Genomic DNA, 19158 nt, shown 5'->3' on the forward strand with positions numbered 1-19158 from the left:
GGCTTCTTGGTATGGAGAATAGGGGGCTCGAACCCCTGACCTCATCGCTGCCAGCGATGCGCTCTCCCAGCTGAGCTAATCCCCCGCTAGATATATAGAAATTATAGCGAGAGAATGAATATTTTTCAATAGTCAAAAATAAAAAAATTAGTGCAAGCTTTCTATTTCCATCGACTTTACTCCTGGCACTTGAGAAATTGTATGATAAAAGTCAGTTGTTTTTTTACGATAATCAACTGCAATAGTTAAATAAACTTGTGGGTAGCCCTCTTCAGTATCTTTAATTCTCATCCTGCGAATAGCCGCTTGCTGCTCTTTAATGGTATGAATAATAGTCGTGATCTGTTCCTTCGTTTCAACTGCCATTTTCATCGTAATCTCTTTTTCTCGTAGTTGTCTTGGGCCAATAAGCCCTAATAAGTAGGGAACAACTTCAACTGAAATAATAAGTAATACGACGCCTGCAACAGCCTCCATGTAATATCCAGCTCCAACAGCGATACCAATCCCGGCTGCGCCCCAAATTAAGGCGGCTGTTGTGAGGCCGGAGATACTATCATTCCCTCTCCTTAATATGACCCCTGCGCCAAGAAAGCCAATTCCTGATACAATTTGAGCTGCTAAACGTAAAGGATCCATTGTAATATTAATATCGTCATTACCTGGAAATATGTATGCTGATTCTATTGACACAATAGTGAGAAGGCAGCTAACGATTGAAATGACTAGGCTTGTTTTTAAGCCAACTGGTTTACGTTTTAGTTCTCTTTCTAGTCCTATAATAAGACCAAGCACAGCTGAAATCCCTAACTTTATTAGGACATCCATTTCTAATCCGTACATATTATCGCCTGCTTTATCATTTAATAAATTTTAAATTAGATACCTTTACTATAGGTTTAAGGTGTAAAATAGTCTATACCTAAATAACAATATATAGAGACAAGGTGATAGCATGGGGTAGTGAAGATGAATCCGTTTTTTGTATTAGCTATAGGTGTTGTTTCAGTTTCAACTTCAGCCATTTTTGTAAAGTTGATTTCAGCTCCCCCTGGTATTATTGCTTTTTATCGTCTCCTTTTTTCAGTCGTGCTTATGATGCCAATCTTTCTTTTAAAATATGTCCATGAAATTCGTCATATTACAATCAAGGATTGGCTGTTTTCTATCATTGCGGGTATTTTTTTAGCTTTCCATTTTATTTTATGGTTTGAGTCTCTTCAATACACATCGGTTGCTAGCTCGACTGTGTTAGTTGCCTTACAACCGATTTTTGCATTTATAGGTACTTATCTCTTCTTTAAAGAAAAAACTTCTTGGAAATCCATTTTGTCAACTATAACTGCGATAGGCGGTTGTATCATTATTAGCTGGGGTGATTTTCTACTAAGTGAAAGGGCGCTCTATGGAGATTTGTTAGCACTTATCGCCTGTGGGCTAGTAACAGGTTATTTACTGTTTGGGCAGACCGTCCGTCAAAGAGTATCGCTCATTACTTATACATTTATTGTATACAGTATTAGTACATTGACACTTTTTATCTATGTCATGCTTAACAAACAACCTTTGTATCCTTATCAAGTAAATGACTGGATTTTTTTAATTCTCTTAGCACTTTTTCCAACATTATTAGGCCATACATTATTTAATTGGTCTGTAAAGTATTTAAGTACTTCTGTTATTTCGATGGCGACTTTGTTTGAACCTGTGGGTGCAGCCATTTTAGCTTATTTTGTACTACAAGAAAGAATAGCTTGGACACAAATTTTGGGTGGGCTATTTGTTATAGTAGGGCTATCTTTCTTTTTAATAGATGAAAGAAGGACAAGAAAGAAACGACTATAGGCATATTGAAGTTCAAGTATTAAGAAATGAAGCAAAAGGTGAGCCAAGAATGAGCTCACCTTTATTATATAAATAAATAGGATAATCTACTAAAAATAAATGCTGCTGTTACGGTGAAGATGAAAGTTCCTCCATATACTTTACCTGGTGAATTAGCGATGCGAATACCTTCCACATAAGCGAATGAAAATAAAAAAAGGGCCATAATTACTGATACGTATAGTGCTACATCTTCCAGCTCTATTCACACCTTTCATATATAATAGAATGAGATTAGTAGATTATATGACCCATTTTCAACTTTATGACAACTATCTATGATAAGTATGAAGAGAAAGAGGGATTACTTATTGAGTTAAGACGGCGCTTAGAAGAAGGGAAGAATAATCGAAGAGTATCTATATAAGTAAAGCAAAGATAATCAATAGTTTCTTGTGATTATCAATAAATGGAAACGCTTAACTATATGATAGCTACCATACTTAATAAAAATATGAAAAACTTGAATAAAACTTTAAAAATTATATTGCAAACACTTTTTAATCATGATATAGTTATTTTTGTTCCCGATAAAAGAAAAATTTACTAATTTAATCACTTGAATTATTTAAAAAAATGGTTGACGTGATGTAGACGGGATGTTATGATAATAAAGTCGCTTTTGAAGCGAACGAGATTGTTCTTTGAAAACTGAACGAACGTAAAACGTCAAGCGTAATTCTAAAAAAGCTGATTTATCAGCAACAAAGCACCATAGGTGCAAACGAGCTAATCAAACACTTTATTGGAGAGTTTGATCCTGGCTCAGGACGAACGCTGGCGGCGTGCCTAATACATGCAAGTCGAGCGAATCTGAGGGAGCTTGCTCCCAAAGATTAGCGGCGGACGGGTGAGTAACACGTGGGCAACCTGCCTGTAAGACTGGGATAACTCCGGGAAACCGGGGCTAATACCGGATAATATCTATTTATACATATAATTAGATTGAAAGATGGTTCTGCTATCACTTACAGATGGGCCCGCGGCGCATTAGCTAGTTGGTGAGGTAACGGCTCACCAAGGCGACGATGCGTAGCCGACCTGAGAGGGTGATCGGCCACACTGGGACTGAGACACGGCCCAGACTCCTACGGGAGGCAGCAGTAGGGAATCTTCCGCAATGGACGAAAGTCTGACGGAGCAACGCCGCGTGAGTGATGAAGGTTTTCGGATCGTAAAACTCTGTTGTTAGGGAAGAACAAGTACCGGAGTAACTGCCGGTACCTTGACGGTACCTAACCAGAAAGCCACGGCTAACTACGTGCCAGCAGCCGCGGTAATACGTAGGTGGCAAGCGTTGTCCGGAATTATTGGGCGTAAAGCGCGCGCAGGCGGTTCCTTAAGTCTGATGTGAAAGCCCACGGCTCAACCGTGGAGGGTCATTGGAAACTGGGGAACTTGAGTGCAGAAGAGGAAAGTGGAATTCCAAGTGTAGCGGTGAAATGCGTAGAGATTTGGAGGAACACCAGTGGCGAAGGCGACTTTCTGGTCTGTAACTGACGCTGAGGCGCGAAAGCGTGGGGAGCAAACAGGATTAGATACCCTGGTAGTCCACGCCGTAAACGATGAGTGCTAAGTGTTAGAGGGTTTCCGCCCTTTAGTGCTGCAGCAAACGCATTAAGCACTCCGCCTGGGGAGTACGACCGCAAGGTTGAAACTCAAAGGAATTGACGGGGGCCCGCACAAGCGGTGGAGCATGTGGTTTAATTCGAAGCAACGCGAAGAACCTTACCAGGTCTTGACATCCTCTGACAATCCTAGAGATAGGACTTTCCCCTTCGGGGGACAGAGTGACAGGTGGTGCATGGTTGTCGTCAGCTCGTGTCGTGAGATGTTGGGTTAAGTCCCGCAACGAGCGCAACCCTTGATCTTAGTTGCCAGCATTCAGTTGGGCACTCTAAGGTGACTGCCGGTGACAAACCGGAGGAAGGTGGGGATGACGTCAAATCATCATGCCCCTTATGACCTGGGCTACACACGTGCTACAATGGATGGTACAAAGGGCTGCAAGACCGCGAGGTTTAGCCAATCCCATAAAACCATTCTCAGTTCGGATTGTAGGCTGCAACTCGCCTACATGAAGCCGGAATCGCTAGTAATCGCGGATCAGCATGCCGCGGTGAATACGTTCCCGGGCCTTGTACACACCGCCCGTCACACCACGAGAGTTTGTAACACCCGAAGTCGGTGGGGTAACCTTTTGGAGCCAGCCGCCTAAGGTGGGACAGATGATTGGGGTGAAGTCGTAACAAGGTAGCCGTATCGGAAGGTGCGGCTGGATCACCTCCTTTCTAAGGAATATACGGAATTTACTTGATGTTAGACTGTTCGTTCAGTTTTGAGAGTATAATCTCTCAAAATAAGGTGAAAATAGCGAAGGATTCAAGGAAGCGTAAGCTGACGAGAATACCAAAGCTTACTATTCATCAATCGTTCTTTGAAAACTAGATAATGTAATGAAGAAGATTACCGAGTAATCGCCACCTTAGTTATTTTCTCTCTATTTAATAGTAATAGAGTAAAGATACTAAACTTTTTTTAAAACACACAACCGTGAGGGTTGTGAGAAGCAAGCAGTTCAAGGAAGCGAGCGAGGAAACACCGGAGTGTGCGTCTTGTGCACATGAGGATGTTGACGAGTGAGCTGACGCCGAAATGCGTAGCTTATCGCAAGCCGAACAATGGTTAAGTTAATAAGGGCGCACGGTGAATGCCTTGGCACTAGGAGCCGATGAAGGACGGGACTAACACCGATATGCTTCGGGGAGCTGTAAGTAAGCTTTGATCCGGAGATTTCCGAATGGGGAAACCCCCTATCCGTTATGGGATAGGATCCATACCTGAATACATAGGGTATGGAAGGCAGACCCGGGGAACTGAAACATCTAAGTACCCGGAGGAAGAGAAAGCAAACGCGATTCCCTGAGTAGCGGCGAGCGAAACGGGATTAGCCCAAACCAAGAGGCTTGCCTCTTGGGGTTGTAGGACATTCTATACGGAGTTACAAAGGAACGAGATAGACGAAGAGGTCTGGAAAGGCCCGCCATAGGAGGTAAAAGCCCTGTAGTTGAAACTTCGTTCCCTCCAGAGTGGATCCTGAGTACGGCGGGACACGAGAAATCCCGTCGGAAGCAGGGAGGACCATCTCCCAAGGCTAAATACTCCCTAGTGACCGATAGTGAACCAGTACCGTGAGGGAAAGGTGAAAAGCACCCCGGAAGGGGAGTGAAAGAGATCCTGAAACCGTGTGCCTACAAGTAGTTAGAGCCCGTTAATGGGTGATAGCGTGCCTTTTGTAGAATGAACCGGCGAGTTACGATTACATGCGAGGTTAAGTTGGACAGACGGAGCCGTAGCGAAAGCGAGTCTGAATAGGGCGAATGAGTATGTGGTCGTAGACCCGAAACCAGGTGATCTACCCATGTCCAGGGTGAAGTCCAGGTAACACTGGATGGAGGCCCGAACCCACGTACGTTGAAAAGTGCGGGGATGAGGTGTGGGTAGCGGAGAAATTCCAATCGAACTTGGAGATAGCTGGTTCTCTCCGAAATAGCTTTAGGGCTAGCCTCATGCGTAAGAATCTTGGAGGTAGAGCACTGTTTGGACTAGGGGCCCTCATCGGGTTACCGAATTCAGACAAACTCCGAATGCCAAAGATTTATCCATGGGAGTCAGACTGCGAGTGATAAGATCCGTAGTCAAGAGGGAAACAGCCCAGACCACCAGCTAAGGTCCCAAAGTATACGTTAAGTGGAAAAGGATGTGGAGTTGCTTAGACAACCAGGATGTTGGCTTAGAAGCAGCCACCATTTAAAGAGTGCGTAATAGCTCACTGGTCGAGTGACTCCGCGCCGAAAATGTACCGGGGCTAAACGTATCACCGAAGCTGTGGATTGAACATCGTTGATGTTCAGTGGTAGGAGAGCGTTCTAAGGGCGTTGAAGCTAGACCGTAAGGACTGGTGGAGCGCTTAGAAGTGAGAATGCCGGTATGAGTAGCGAAAGATGGGTGAGAATCCCATCCACCGAATGCCTAAGGTTTCCTGAGGAAGGCTCGTCCGCTCAGGGTTAGTCGGGACCTAAGCCGAGGCTGAAAAGCGTAGGCGATGGACAACAGGTTGATATTCCTGTACCACCGTATTCTGTTTGAGTGATGGGGGGACGCAGGAGGATAGGGTAAGCGCACGATTGGATGTGCGTCTAAGCAGTTAGAGGGACCATGAGGCAAATCCCATGGTCATATACCTTGAGCTGTGATAGCGAGGGAAATTTAGTACCGAAGTTCTTGATTCCACACTGCCAAGAAAAGCCTCTAGCGAGGAATAAGGTGCCCGTACCGCAAACCGACACAGGTAGGCGAGGAGAGAATCCTAAGGTGAGCGAGAGAACTCTCGTTAAGGAACTCGGCAAAATGACCCCGTAACTTCGGGAGAAGGGGTGCTCATTAGGGTGTTAAAGCCTTGATGAGCCGCAGTGAATAGGCCCAGGCGACTGTTTAGCAAAAACACAGGTCTCTGCGAAGCCGCAAGGCGAAGTATAGGGGCTGACGCCTGCCCGGTGCTGGAAGGTTAAGAGGAGAGGTTAGCTCACGCGAAGCTTTGAATCGAAGCCCCAGTAAACGGCGGCCGTAACTATAACGGTCCTAAGGTAGCGAAATTCCTTGTCGGGTAAGTTCCGACCCGCACGAAAGGCGTAACGATCTGGGCACTGTCTCAACGAGAGACTCGGTGAAATTATAGTACCTGTGAAGATGCAGGTTACCCGCGACAGGACGGAAAGACCCCGTGGAGCTTTACTGTAGCCTGATATTGAATTTTGGTACAGCTTGTACAGGATAGGTAGGAGCCTTAGAAGCCGGAGCGCTAGCTTCGGTGGAGGCGTCGGTGGGATACTACCCTGGCTGTATTGAAATTCTAACCCACATCCCTTATCGGGATGGGAGACAGTGTCAGGTGGGCAGTTTGACTGGGGCGGTCGCCTCCTAAAGAGTAACGGAGGCGCCCAAAGGTTCCCTCAGAATGGTTGGAAATCATTCGTAGAGTGTAAAGGCACAAGGGAGCTTGACTGCGAGACCTACAAGTCGAGCAGGGACGAAAGTCGGGCTTAGTGATCCGGTGGTTCCGCATGGAAGGGCCATCGCTCAACGGATAAAAGCTACCCCGGGGATAACAGGCTTATCTCCCCCAAGAGTCCACATCGACGGGGAGGTTTGGCACCTCGATGTCGGCTCATCGCATCCTGGGGCTGTAGTCGGTCCCAAGGGTTGGGCTGTTCGCCCATTAAAGCGGTACGCGAGCTGGGTTCAGAACGTCGTGAGACAGTTCGGTCCCTATCCGTCGTGGGCGCAGGAAATTTGAGAGGAGCTGTCCTTAGTACGAGAGGACCGGGATGGACGCACCGCTGGTGTACCAGTTGTCTTGCCAAAGGCATCGCTGGGTAGCTATGTGCGGAAGGGATAAGTGCTGAAAGCATCTAAGCATGAAGCCCCCCTCGAGATGAGATTTCCCATAGCGCAAGCTAGTAAGATCCCTGAAAGATGATCAGGTTGATAGGTTAGAGGTGGAAGTGTGGCGACACATGCAGCTGACTAATACTAATCGATCGAGGACTTAACCAAAAACGAAAAGCGAAAGCGCCTTGCACAGGTGCGACAAGCATAAGGCAGATTTGACAGGAGGTTGTTCTTTAACCTCATGACAGATTTGACTTATGACCTCGAGCACCTAGGCGCTGTAGCTAGACAATACGAAATGCGGGCGGCTCCAAGCCGCCGCAGCTAGACAGCACTACTTATGTAGTACGTCAGCACGCATTCAGGCGATTACTCAAAATAATCTTCTTCAACATTACCTAGTTTTCAGAGAATGATTTAAAATTTCTCTTGAAATTTTCATAAAAGACGTTATAATAATAAATGTCTTTAAAAAGTCCGGTGGCGATAGCGAGAAGGTCACACCCGTTCCCATACCGAACACGGAAGTTAAGCTTCTCAGCGCCGATGGTAGTTAGGGGCTGTCCCCTTGTGAGAGTAGGACGTTGCCGGGCATACATATTGGAGGATTAGCTCAGCTGGGAGAGCATCTGCCTTACAAGCAGAGGGTCGGCGGTTCGATCCCGTCATCCTCCACCATTTTTTGTGTGTATTTGCCGGCCTAGCTCAATTGGTAGAGCAACTGACTTGTAATCAGTAGGTTGGGGGTTCAAGTCCTCTGGCCGGCACCACTCGTGCTTTGTACGAGCCATTAGCTCAGTTGGTAGAGCATCTGACTTTTAATCAGAGGGTCGAAGGTTCGAGTCCTTCATGGCTCACCATTTGATCATCTTAATATGCGGGTGTGGCGGAATTGGCAGACGCACCAGACTTAGGATCTGGCGCCGCAAGGCGTGGGGGTTCGACTCCCTTCACCCGCACCATTTTAAATATTTGCGGAAGTAGTTCAGTGGTAGAACATCACCTTGCCAAGGTGAGGGTCGCGGGTTCGAATCCCGTCTTCCGCTCCAATATGTGCCGGGGTGGCGGAACTGGCAGACGCACAGGACTTAAAATCCTGCGGTAGGTGACTACCGTACCGGTTCGATTCCGGTCCTCGGCACCATTCTTTTAAAATTAAGCGCCCGTAGCTCAATTGGATAGAGCGTTTGACTACGGATCAAAAGGTTAGGGGTTCGACTCCTCTCGGGCGCGTTATGTTTCGGGAAGTAGCTCAGCTTGGTAGAGCACTTGGTTTGGGACCAAGGGGTCGCAGGTTCGAATCCTGTCTTCCCGACCACTAGATATACATATTTATTTTAGGGGCCTTAGCTCAGCTGGGAGAGCGCCTGCTTTGCACGCAGGAGGTCAGCGGTTCGATCCCGCTAGGCTCCACCAATTAATTTTATACAATATATTCTATGGCGGTGTAGCTCAGCTGGCTAGAGCGTACGGTTCATACCCGTGAGGTCGGGGGTTCGATCCCCTCCGCCGCTACCATAGATAGAATGATGGACCTTTAGCTCAGCTGGTTAGAGCAGACGGCTCATAACCGTCCGGTCGTAGGTTCGAGTCCTACAAGGTCCACCATTATTCGGAGGAATACCCAAGTCTGGCTGAAGGGATCGGTCTTGAAAACCGACAGGGGTGTTAAAGCCCGCGGGGGTTCGAATCCCTCTTCCTCCGCCATTCATATTATTATCGCGGGGTGGAGCAGTCCGGTAGCTCGTCGGGCTCATAACCCGAAGGTCGCAGGTTCAAATCCTGCCCCCGCAATCTGGTCCGGTAGTTCAGTTGGTTAGAATGCCTGCCTGTCACGCAGGAGGTCGCGGGTTCGAGTCCCGTCCGGACCGCCATTTACATATTTATTATTTTGGCTCAGTAGCTCAGTCGGTAGAGCAAAGGACTGAAAATCCTTGTGTCGGCGGTTCGATTCCGTCCTGAGCCATTTTTTATGGCGGTTGTGGCGAAGTGGTTAACGCATCGGATTGTGGTTCCGACATTCGTGGGTTCGATTCCCATCAGCCGCCCCATTGCGGGTGTAGTTTAGTGGTAAAACCTCAGCCTTCCAAGCTGATGATGAGGGTTCGATTCCCTTCACCCGCTTAAATAGGGGCCTATAGCTCAGCTGGTTAGAGCGCACGCCTGATAAGCGTGAGGTCGATGGTTCGAGTCCATTTAGGCCCACCATTTATATTATTCCGCAGTAGCTCAGTGGTAGAGCATTCGGCTGTTAACCGAACGGTCGTAGGTTCGAATCCTACCTGCGGAGCCATATGGAGAAGTACTCAAGTGGCTGAAGAGGCGCCCCTGCTAAGGGTGTAGGTCGGGCAACCGGCGCGAGGGTTCAAATCCCTCCTTCTCCGCCAGTTGGCCCCTTGGTCAAGCGGTTAAGACACCGCCCTTTCACGGCGGTAACACGGGTTCGAATCCCGTAGGGGTCATAAAAAAGAAGCTGTCAACATAAGTTGACAGCTTCTTTTTTATGTGGCTAACACTTTTGGATGTTATATTATCTGTCATTAGATGTCAAAATAATTTGAAAATTAACAAGGGATTTTTATACTTAAGACGAATTAATTAAGAAAGAGTAATGTAATACAAGGAGTGGAATGAATTAGAATGAATACAACTGCATACCCCACTGAATTCGAAATGCACTTGTTTCATGAAGGAAGCTTATTTAAGGCATACGAACTGTTTGGATCACACCGTCATAAAGAAGGAGATAATTGGGTTACTTGCTTTACTATCTATGCTCCACATGCCTCCTCAATATCATTAGTTGGCTCTTTTAATCATTGGAATGGCGAAGGTTTTTCATTGGAAAAAGTAAATAATGAGGGGATATGGACAATTCAGCTAGATGGAGATTTAACAGGAGAAATTTATAAATATGCAATTAAGAACAAGGATGAACAAACTTTTTTAAAGGCTGATCCTTTTGCTTTTTGTTCAGAATTACGACCCAGAACTGCTTCGATTGTCTATTCTTTAGAAGATTACAAATGGAAGGACCAAGGCTGGCAAAAGGAAAAACAACAAAGGAAAGCATTTTCAGAACCTATGATGATATATGAGATGCATCTAGGTACATGGAAAAAGAGGAATGGCCTTTTATTGACATACAGTGAACTAGCAGAAGAAATCATTCCTTACGTAAAGGAGCATGGTTTTACACATATTGAATTGATGCCTATAATTGAACACCCTTATGATCGTTCATGGGGGTATCAAGGAACAGGCTATTATTCGGCTACGAGTAGATATGGTGAACCAAAAGATTTAATGTTTTTTATCGATCAATGCCATCAAAATAATATTGGTGTTATTTTAGATTGGGTACCAGGACATTTCTGTAAAGATCAACATGGGCTATATTGTTTAGATGGTGAATATGTTTATGAATACGAAACAGAAGCTGATAGGGAAAATTTTGTTTGGGGTACAGCTAATTTTAATTTAAGTAAAACAGAGGTTCATAGTTTCCTCATATCCAATGCTATTTTTTGGATGGAAAAATACCATGTCGATGGATTTAGAATTGATGCAGTATCAAATATTATTTTTTGGCCTAATAACGAGAAGAGGGAAAATCCATTTGGTATTCAATTTTTACAGAAATTAAATAAAGCTGTGTTTGCTTATGATCCCTCTATCTTGATGATGGCAGAGGATTCTACTGATTGGCCCCAAGTAACGGCTCCTGTTCACTATGGCGGATTAGGTTTCAGTTATAAATGGAATATGGGGTGGATGAATGATGTATTATCTTATATGGAGAAAGCCCCAGGTGAACGACAATACCACCATAATAAAATGACTTTTTCTTTAATGTATGCATACTCCGAAAATTTTCTCTTACCGTTATCACATGATGAGGTTGTCCATGGGAAGAAATCCCTGCTAGACAAGATGCCAGGAGATTATTGGCAAAAATTTGCCCAATATCGTTTGCTCTTAGGTTTTATGATGACACATCCAGGTAAAAAGCTGTTATTTATGGGGTTTGAGCTAGGACAATTTGCCGAGTGGAAAGATGAAGAACAGTTGGATTGGCACTTACTTCAGTATGAAATGCATGCAAAAACGAATCATTATGTGAAGAAGTTAATAAAGTTATATAAGAGATCTAAATCATTATATGAATGGGACCACAGATCAGAAGGTTTTGAGTGGATTGATGCTAATAACCATCAGCAATCCATTTTTTCATTTATTCGTAAAGGAGTAGAAGAAGAAGAAATATTAATTGTTGTATGTAACTTTTCCCCTCAAGTATATATGAATTTTCGAATGGGTGTTCCTAAAAATGGGAGTTATAGAGAAGTGTTTAATAGTGATAATCATGAATTTGGTGGCTCTCATTGTATTAATAAACGAGTATTAAATACAAAAAAACAATCCTACCATGGAAAACCATACAGCATCGAAATGACGATACCACCATTCGGTATTTCAGTTTTACGTCCTGTTAGAAAAAGAAAAAGGAGTGATGTTGTAAATGGCTAACAAGAAATGTGTAGCGATGCTGCTTGCTGGAGGTAAAGGAAGCCGCCTTAATTCTTTGACGAAGGAGCTTGCTAAACCAGCTGTCCCTTTTGGAGGTAAATACCGCATCATCGATTTTACACTTAGTAATTGTACAAATTCAGGTATCGATACAGTCGGTGTACTAACACAATATCAACCGCTAATACTCAATTCATATATTGGCATAGGAAGCGCATGGGATTTGGATAGAAGAAATGGCGGTGTGACAGTACTTCCCCCTTACAGTGAATCTTCTGAAGTCAAATGGTATACAGGTACGGCAAGTGCTATCTATCAAAATATCAATTATTTAGAGCAACATAACCCCGAATATGTATTAATTTTATCAGGTGACCATATTTACAAAATGAACTATGACTTAATGCTAGATTACCATATTAGTAAAGGAGCTGATGCGACAATCTCTGTTATAGAGGTCCCGTGGCATGAAACAAATCGTTTTGGTATTATGAATACTTCTTTAGATATGAGAATAGAAGATTTTGAAGAAAAACCTGAGCAAGCAAAGAATAATTTAGCATCAATGGGCATTTATATCTTTAAATGGTCAGTACTAAATGAGTTTTTACAAAAGGATAATCAAAATAAGGACTCAAGCCATGATTTTGGAAAAGATATTATTCCTGAGATGTTGAAGTTAAATAAGAAACTTTATGCCTATCCTTTTAATGGTTATTGGAAAGACGTCGGTACAGTTCAAAGTCTATGGGAAGCTAATATGGATTTATTAGATGAAAATTGTGAGTTAAATCTTTTTGATCAAGACTGGAGAATTTACTCAGTTAATCCTAACCATCCTCCACAATATATTTCTCCACAAGCAAAGGTCAAACAATCTTTAGTAAATGAAGGATGTACGATTGAAGGCGAGGTAATCAAATCAGTTCTCTTTCAAGGTGTAGCGATTGATAAAGGGTCTGTTATTAAAGAATCAGTAGTTATGCCAAATACAAGGATTGGTAAGAATGTCATATTAGAAAAGGTCATTGTCCCTTCAAATATAGTTATACCAGATGGGACAGTAATTAAAGAAAGAAAAGAAACAAGTGAAGCATTGTTAATCACGCCAGAAAGTATTTGTCATTTTGCATAAATGTAGAACCGTATGATTTTTACTGGGGGGATATTGATTGAATAATCGTTTATTAGGAGTCATTGATGCGACAACTTATCATAAGGGACTGGATGAGTTAACCCTTCATCGTTCTTTAGCTGCTGTTCCTTTTGCTGGAAGATATAGACTAATAGATTTTATTCTCTCTAATATGGTCAATTCAGGAATAGAGAGTGTGGCGATTTTTCCGAAATATCAATACCGATCTTTGATGGATCATCTAGGATCGGGGAAGAACTGGGATTTAGATAGAAAAAGAGATGGTCTTTTCTTCTTCCCATCACCGATGATTGATAGTTCAAATAGTGGGATTGGTTCATTTAATCATTTTGTTGCTAACATTGATTATTTTTATCGTAGTTCACAAGATTATGCATTAATTGCTAATTGCTATACCGTTTGTAATATTGATTTCTCACCAGTTTTACAGCGGCATATTCAATCTGGCTGTGATATTACGTCAATTCAACAGCTAAATCAACCTTTAGAGATGTATTTGGTCAAAAAAGATCTTCTAATAGATATGATTCAAACTCGCAGACAAACAGGTTATACATGCATAAGTGATATTATGGCTGATATCCATCAGCCTTACACAATTTGTCATTATGAATATAAGGGGGAGGCAGTAACTATCGATTCTGTCCAATCTTATTTTCAAGCGAGCATGGAACTACTAACCCCTGATGTCTGGAGAAATTTATTTTTAAGAGATTTTCCAATCTATACAAAAGTAAAAGATGAACCGCCAACAAGATATCTAAATGGTTGTGAAGTAAAGAATTCTATTGTGGCCAACGGTTGCCAAATAGAAGGAAAAGTAGAATATAGTATTATTGCTAGGGGTGTAAAAGTCGGTAAAAATACGATAGTAAGAAACTGTGTGATTATGCAGAAATGTGAGATTCAAGAGGGGTGTGTATTAGATTCTGTTATTTTAGATAAAGATGTGAAAGTAGAAGAAGGAACCTACTTAACAGGCACACAATCGGTCCCTTTTGTTGTTAAAAAAGGGTCAATTCAAGGAGCGTTGATGAATTCGTGAAAGTATTATTTGCCGTCTCAGAATGTGTCCCTTTTTTTAAATCAGGTGGATTAGCAGATGTCGCAGGTTCGTTACCGAAGGAATTAACGAAACAAGGGACGGAAGTAAGAATAATATTACCAAAGTATGGGAACATCCCTGCCTTATATAAGAATAAGACAAAAAAGATAGCCGAATTCGTAGTCGCTGTTGGCTGGCGCAATCAATATTGTGGAATTGAAGTGCTCGAGTTAAATGATATTACTTTTTATTTTGTAGATAATGAATACTATTTTAAGAGAGAAAAATTATATGGTTACGATGATGATGGTGAGCGATTTGCTTATTTTAATAGAGCTGTATTAGAAACACTGGCACAGCTCGACTATTATCCTGATATTATTCATTGCCATGATTGGCATACAGGCATGATTCCTTTTTTATTAAGAGTTCATTATCAAAAAAGAAGTGGGTATGAATTGATTAAAACAGTCTTTACGATTCATAATCTACACTTTCAAGGTGTCTTCCCTAAAGATGCCATTCATGATTTGTTTGGGTTGGGGTTTGAGTATTATCGTGAAGATCAATTAAAGTATTATGATTGTATTAATTTTATGAAAGGTGCCATAGTATCAGCTGATCAAATAACAACTGTAAGTCCTACGTATAGAGATGAGATTCTAACAGATTATTTTGGTGAGGGATTAAATGGTTTGTTACAGGAAAGAAATGACCATTTAATTGGGATATTGAATGGAATTGATGAAGACGTCTATCACCCAGAGAAAGATGCGACGATTTATCAAGCATTTCATTCAGAGCAATGGCTATTAAAGAAGGAAAACAAGGCATATTTACAAAAAATATTCGATTTAAAGATAGATCGGAATACCCCCATTGTGGCTATGATCACAAGGTTAACAAAACAAAAAGGTATGGACTTAATAGAGAGAGTATTCCATGAAATGATGCAAGAAAATGTGCAATTTATTCTTATTGGTACAGGCGATATAGTGTTTGAAGATTTCTTCAGAAAAATGGAAGCAAATTACGGGGAAAAATGTAAATGTTATATTGGGTTCAATGAAGAAGTAGCGCATCAAGTATATGCGGGTGCTGATCTATTTTTGATGCCGTCTAAGTTCGAGCCTTGTGGATTAGGTCAACTCATTGCGATGAAATATGGTGCCATTCCTATAGTAAGAGAAACAGGAGGGTTGAATGATACCGTACAGTCTTATAATGACCAGACAGGTGAGGGCTGGGGGTTCACTTTTAAAAATTTTAACGCACATGATATGCTCTATACTTATCGTCGAGCACTAGCATATTATCGGAATCAACCACTGTGGAGTCAATTAGTTATAACTGCTATGGAAAAAGATTATAGTTGGGCACAATCCGCTTTTAAATATAATCAATTATATTCAGATGTGATCTCTAGGAGTGAGAGCCATGTTTTCTAATACAGAAGAATTTAAAGAGGCATTTTTAAAGAAGCTAGAGATGACATGCGGAAAAAGCTTTGCTGATAGCACAGAAAAAGATCATTACTATACATTGGGCTTATTAATACGTGAGTATGTAAGTACGGAATGGATTAATACCAATGAGCGTTACAGGATAGACCAAGTAAAGCAGGTTTATTATTTGTCGATAGAGTTTTTATTAGGTCGACTACTTCGAAACAACTTATTAAATTTAGGGATAGAGCAAGTGGTGTCTGCTGGGTTGCAAGATTTAGGTATCGAATTAAGCTCTTTAGAGGAAGTAGAATCAGATGCAGGATTAGGTAATGGAGGTTTAGGTCGATTAGCAGCCTGTTTCCTTGACTCATTAGCTTCTCTTAATTTGCCTGGCCATGGTTGTGGGATTAGATACAAGCACGGGTTATTCGAACAAAAAGTGGTTGATGGATATCAAGTAGAACTACCCGATCAATGGTTAAGAAATGGTCATGTCTGGGAGGTGAGAAAGGCAGATTTATCAGTTGAAATTCCGTTTTGGGGAGAAGTAGATATACGTGAAGAAAATGGCAGACAAGTGTTTCAACATATCCATGCTGAAAGAGTGACTGCAGTACCATATGATATGCCAGTCGTCGGGTATCATACTGAAACGATTAATACACTTAGGTTATGGAGTGCAGAGCCAGTCCGTTATCCAACCAATCAAGATGTATTAAAATATAAAAAAGAGACTGAAGCAATATCTGAGTTTTTATATCCTGATGATACGCAAGATGAAGGCAAGATACTGAGGTTAAAACAACAATATTTTTTAGTTCGTGCAAGTCTTCAGTCGATCATACGCTCATTTAAACGACAGCATAAGGATATGAAGGAATTCCATCAATATATTAGTATTCATATTAATGATACGCATCCAGTATTAGCGATTCCAGAATTAATGAGGATATTAATTGATGAAGAAAATCTTGGTTGGGATGATGCCTGGGAAGTAACTACACAAACAATTTCTTACACTAATCATACGACCTTATCTGAAGCACTAGAAAAATGGCCAGTTCGTATTTTCCAACCGTTATTACCAAGAATGTATATGATTGTAAATGAGATCAATGAACGGTTCTGTGCAAAGCTTTGGGAAAAGTATCCTGGCAAATGGCAGCATATCGAAAACATGGCGATTATTGCTCATGACCAAGTAAAAATGGCTCATTTGGCTATTGTAGGTAGCCATAGTGTAAACGGAGTGGCTGCACTCCATACAGAGATATTAAAATATCGCGAAATGCATTCATTTTATCAATTTTTTCCTAAGAAGTTTAATAATAAAACAAATGGCATTACGCATCGTAGCTGGTTACTTAAATCTAATCAGTCGCTTGCTGATTTAATAACAGAAAGGTTAGGAGCGGAATGGATTCGCGATCCTGAGCAAATGGCATTATTATTAAAATATGAAAATGATACAGACTTGTTAACGAGACTTGCTGATATTAAACACGCAAATAAAGAAAATCTTGCCGATCGTATTTTTACGCAAACAGGAATAAAAATTGATACACATTCCATATTCGATATTCAAGTAAAGAGACTACATGCATATAAGAGACAACTATTAAATATTTTTCATGTCATGTATTTATATAATCGAATCAAAGAAGATGAGAGTTTTAAAATGCATCCCCGTACCTTCATTTTTGGTGCGAAAGCTTCTCCAGGATATTATTTTGCTAAGAAGGTAATAAAGCTCATTAATACTGTTGCTAAAAAGGTAAATAATGACCCTAAAACAAATGAATACCTTAAGGTAATTTTCCTTGAGAACTATCGGGTATCACTGGCAGAGGATGTTTTTCCTGCAGCAGACATTAGTGAGCAAATTTCGACGGCAAGTAAAGAAGCATCTGGAACTGGAAATATGAAATTCATGATGAATGGTGCGATTACTGTTGGAACGATGGATGGTGCTAATGTTGAAATTCATGAGCGCGTAGGTGATGAGAATATTTTTATCTTCGGTTTACGCTCTGATGAGGTCAATCATTATTATGCTCATGGTGGTTATCAAGCGACTGAATATTATCATCATGATCATCGAATCCGGCAAGTAATGGACCAGTTAAGAAATGGTTTCTTTCCAGATGTATTTGATGAATTTGAACCCATTTATGATTCGCTAATTATGGAAAATGACCAATATTTTGTTTTACGTGATTTCTCTAGCTATGTTCATATTCAGGAAAAAGCGGGGTACGCTTATGAAAAACAGGAGAAATGGCGGAAAATGAGCCTTAACAATATCGCTAAATCGGGTTACTTTTCCAGCGACCGAACAATTAATGAATATGCCCAAGGGATATGGAGAATTAAATAGATAAAAAAAGCAGGAGTGTGCTTCATTATACACACTTCTGCTTTTTATTTATGTTGGACCTTATAAGCACTTGTACAAATATATTATAAATGCTAGAAAAAACGGAGAGAGTGTCTAAATTTCTTATTCACCCAATCTTATCTATTCCCTCAATCAAAATAGGTTGGGTCTGTTAAACGTAATAGGGGCATTGTGCAACAGCGGAAGGCACCACCGGATTTTATGATTTCAGAAATATCTACTTCGATTACTTCAAAGCCTCTTTGACTCAGAGCTCGATTTACTTGTGAATTGATTGGTTGTGAGAATACTTGTCTATTACCTACAGAAAGGACATTTGTTCCTAGTGTGAACTGTTCTTCTTTAGAGACCTCAATAATGTCATATCTTGAATATAAATATTCTTCTACTTTTTTATCCATTTGTCCTGGATATAGGAGTGCTTCTGTAGGAGACAGCACGTTAAAGATACAGTCTAAATGTAAAAAGGATTTAGTGAATGGTACTGGTAATACTTTCATATGTGGTAATTTAGATTGTAAATATTGAATACCAATCGTATCGGAACGGTCACTTTGTCCAATATAAACGGTATCTTGATCGATAATGACATCTCCACCTTCAACATGACCATGTTTTATGTTGTTATAAGATACATTATGAGATTTTAACCACTCTTGTAAAATATCTTCCTCACCATGTCTTATTTTCGTTGCCATCGCAGCGATAAATACAGTGTCCCCAAGGGTGAAACCAATGTCACGTGTAAATACTTGTTCAGGATAGTTTTTACCTGGAGGTAAAAGTACGACCTCAATCCCTAAATCTTTTAATTTTGCAACGAATTGTTGATGCTGAATGATGGCTTGCTCCACATTAAAGCCTTTATCAGAATACCTTCTTTGTGTTTCATTGATTTGATTCTCAATATTCATGTAGGTTGGTTCGCATAATACGACAGTCTTTAAACGGCTATACTCGGTACTACATTGTGCTTTATACTGACTATCCAGCATCTTTCATCCTCCTTACAATCTTTAGTGAGATTTCGTCCTTTGTATCTATTCCTATTTAGCATCTTTAGCATCTTACATGGGTGAATTCAGGATGTATTAAGTTTTTATCTTGATTATTAGTAGGTTTCACTGTTGCTTTTCTTATAATATGACCTAGTTCAAATACTTTAGTCGCTTTCTAGATGTGCCGTTGTTGGTTGGAATAAGTGAAAAATTGCGATAATTATTCATTTATTTTATCATTTTATGGT

Annotated in this window: 8 protein-coding genes, 22 tRNA genes and 3 rRNA genes; 30 read left to right on the plus strand and 3 right to left on the minus strand. The window is 41.3% G+C overall.

Features of this window, described 5'->3' with window-relative positions:
• Positions 1-12 precede the first annotated feature (12 nt).
• Both MKX29_RS14390 and MKX29_RS14395 read right to left on the minus strand, forming a co-directional pair.
• A tRNA-Ala gene (locus tag MKX29_RS14390) sits at positions 13-85 on the minus strand.
• A 62-nt stretch (positions 86-147) separates the two neighbouring features.
• Complete coding sequence (locus MKX29_RS14395; protein WP_224937914.1) at positions 148-843, minus strand: MgtC/SapB family protein; 696 nt, start codon at positions 841-843, stop codon at positions 148-150.
• Between the two features lie 126 nt (positions 844-969).
• On the opposite strand from MKX29_RS14395, the gene MKX29_RS14400 reads away from it, so the two are divergent.
• The 30 genes from MKX29_RS14400 (at position 970) to MKX29_RS14545 (ending at position 17891) form a co-directional block, all read left to right on the plus strand.
• Positions 970-1845 carry a DMT family transporter gene (locus MKX29_RS14400; protein WP_224937913.1) on the plus strand — a complete coding sequence of 292 codons (876 nt, stop codon included), beginning with the start codon at positions 970-972 and terminating at the stop codon, positions 1843-1845.
• Positions 1846-2626: 781 nt separating this feature from the next.
• Positions 2627-4175 (plus strand): 16S ribosomal RNA (locus tag MKX29_RS14405).
• Positions 4176-4567: 392 nt separating this feature from the next.
• Positions 4568-7500: ribosomal RNA gene (locus MKX29_RS14410) — 23S ribosomal RNA — on the plus strand.
• 311 nt (positions 7501-7811) lie between these two features.
• A 5S ribosomal RNA gene (rrf, locus tag MKX29_RS14415) occupies positions 7812-7928 on the plus strand.
• Together the 16S, 23S and 5S rRNA genes with 21 tRNA genes alongside form the textbook arrangement of a ribosomal RNA operon.
• Positions 7929-7937: 9 nt before the next feature.
• A tRNA-Val gene (locus MKX29_RS14420) sits at positions 7938-8013 on the plus strand.
• A 16-nt stretch (positions 8014-8029) separates the two neighbouring features.
• Positions 8030-8105 (plus strand) — tRNA-Thr (locus tag MKX29_RS14425).
• A gap of 14 nt (positions 8106-8119) precedes the next feature.
• A tRNA-Lys gene (locus tag MKX29_RS14430) sits at positions 8120-8195 on the plus strand.
• Positions 8196-8212: 17 nt separating this feature from the next.
• Positions 8213-8297, plus strand: a tRNA-Leu gene (locus MKX29_RS14435).
• Between the two features lie 12 nt (positions 8298-8309).
• Positions 8310-8384 (plus strand) — tRNA-Gly (locus tag MKX29_RS14440).
• A 6-nt stretch (positions 8385-8390) separates the two neighbouring features.
• Positions 8391-8479, plus strand: a tRNA-Leu gene (locus tag MKX29_RS14445).
• Positions 8480-8494: 15 nt separating this feature from the next.
• A tRNA-Arg gene (locus MKX29_RS14450) sits at positions 8495-8568 on the plus strand.
• Positions 8569-8576: 8 nt separating this feature from the next.
• A tRNA-Pro gene (locus tag MKX29_RS14455) sits at positions 8577-8653 on the plus strand.
• Between the two features lie 22 nt (positions 8654-8675).
• A tRNA-Ala gene (locus MKX29_RS14460) sits at positions 8676-8751 on the plus strand.
• Positions 8752-8776: 25 nt separating this feature from the next.
• Positions 8777-8853: transfer RNA gene (locus MKX29_RS14465), tRNA-Met, on the plus strand.
• Positions 8854-8866: 13 nt separating this feature from the next.
• A tRNA-Ile gene (locus MKX29_RS14470) sits at positions 8867-8943 on the plus strand.
• 6 nt (positions 8944-8949) lie between these two features.
• Positions 8950-9042 (plus strand) — tRNA-Ser (locus MKX29_RS14475).
• 13 nt (positions 9043-9055) lie between these two features.
• A tRNA-Met gene (locus MKX29_RS14480) sits at positions 9056-9129 on the plus strand.
• A gap of 3 nt (positions 9130-9132) precedes the next feature.
• A tRNA-Asp gene (locus MKX29_RS14485) sits at positions 9133-9209 on the plus strand.
• Positions 9210-9228: 19 nt separating this feature from the next.
• A tRNA-Phe gene (locus tag MKX29_RS14490) sits at positions 9229-9301 on the plus strand.
• Positions 9302-9310: 9 nt separating this feature from the next.
• Positions 9311-9386, plus strand: a tRNA-His gene (locus MKX29_RS14495).
• A gap of 2 nt (positions 9387-9388) precedes the next feature.
• Positions 9389-9459 (plus strand) — tRNA-Gly (locus MKX29_RS14500).
• 7 nt (positions 9460-9466) lie between these two features.
• A tRNA-Ile gene (locus tag MKX29_RS14505) sits at positions 9467-9543 on the plus strand.
• Between the two features lie 10 nt (positions 9544-9553).
• Positions 9554-9628 (plus strand) — tRNA-Asn (locus MKX29_RS14510).
• 3 nt (positions 9629-9631) lie between these two features.
• A tRNA-Ser gene (locus MKX29_RS14515) sits at positions 9632-9722 on the plus strand.
• Between the two features lie 3 nt (positions 9723-9725).
• A tRNA-Glu gene (locus tag MKX29_RS14520) sits at positions 9726-9797 on the plus strand.
• A gap of 178 nt (positions 9798-9975) precedes the next feature.
• Positions 9976-11865, plus strand: coding sequence for a 1,4-alpha-glucan branching enzyme (gene glgB / locus MKX29_RS14525; protein WP_224938856.1), 1890 nt, complete (start codon positions 9976-9978; stop codon positions 11863-11865).
• Positions 11858-13000, plus strand: coding sequence for a glucose-1-phosphate adenylyltransferase (locus tag MKX29_RS14530; RefSeq protein WP_251162494.1), 1143 nt, complete (start codon positions 11858-11860; stop codon positions 12998-13000). The genes glgB and MKX29_RS14530 overlap by 8 nt, the downstream gene beginning before the upstream one ends.
• Positions 13001-13037: 37 nt before the next feature.
• Positions 13038-14066 (plus strand): sugar phosphate nucleotidyltransferase, encoded by a 1029-nt coding sequence (locus MKX29_RS14535; protein ID WP_341106221.1) that lies wholly within the window; start codon positions 13038-13040, stop codon positions 14064-14066.
• Positions 14063-15514, plus strand: a complete 1452-nt coding sequence (gene glgA / locus MKX29_RS14540; protein WP_341106224.1) for a glycogen synthase GlgA — start codon at positions 14063-14065, stop codon at positions 15512-15514. The genes MKX29_RS14535 and glgA overlap by 4 nt, the downstream gene beginning before the upstream one ends.
• Complete coding sequence (locus tag MKX29_RS14545) at positions 15504-17891, plus strand: glycogen/starch/alpha-glucan phosphorylase (RefSeq protein ID WP_341106226.1); 2388 nt, start codon at positions 15504-15506, stop codon at positions 17889-17891. The genes glgA and MKX29_RS14545 overlap by 11 nt, the downstream gene beginning before the upstream one ends.
• A gap of 149 nt (positions 17892-18040) precedes the next feature.
• Here MKX29_RS14545 and MKX29_RS14550 read toward each other — a convergent pair whose 3' ends face one another.
• Positions 18041-18907, minus strand: a complete 867-nt coding sequence (locus MKX29_RS14550) for a dimethylarginine dimethylaminohydrolase family protein (protein WP_224938851.1) — start codon at positions 18905-18907, stop codon at positions 18041-18043.
• Between the last annotated feature and the right edge of the window lie 251 nt (positions 18908-19158).

The sequence above is a fragment of the Cytobacillus sp. FSL R7-0696 genome (genome assembly GCF_038006865.1).
GTDB classification, from domain to species: domain Bacteria; phylum Bacillota; class Bacilli; order Bacillales; family Cytobacillaceae; genus Cytobacillus; species Cytobacillus kochii.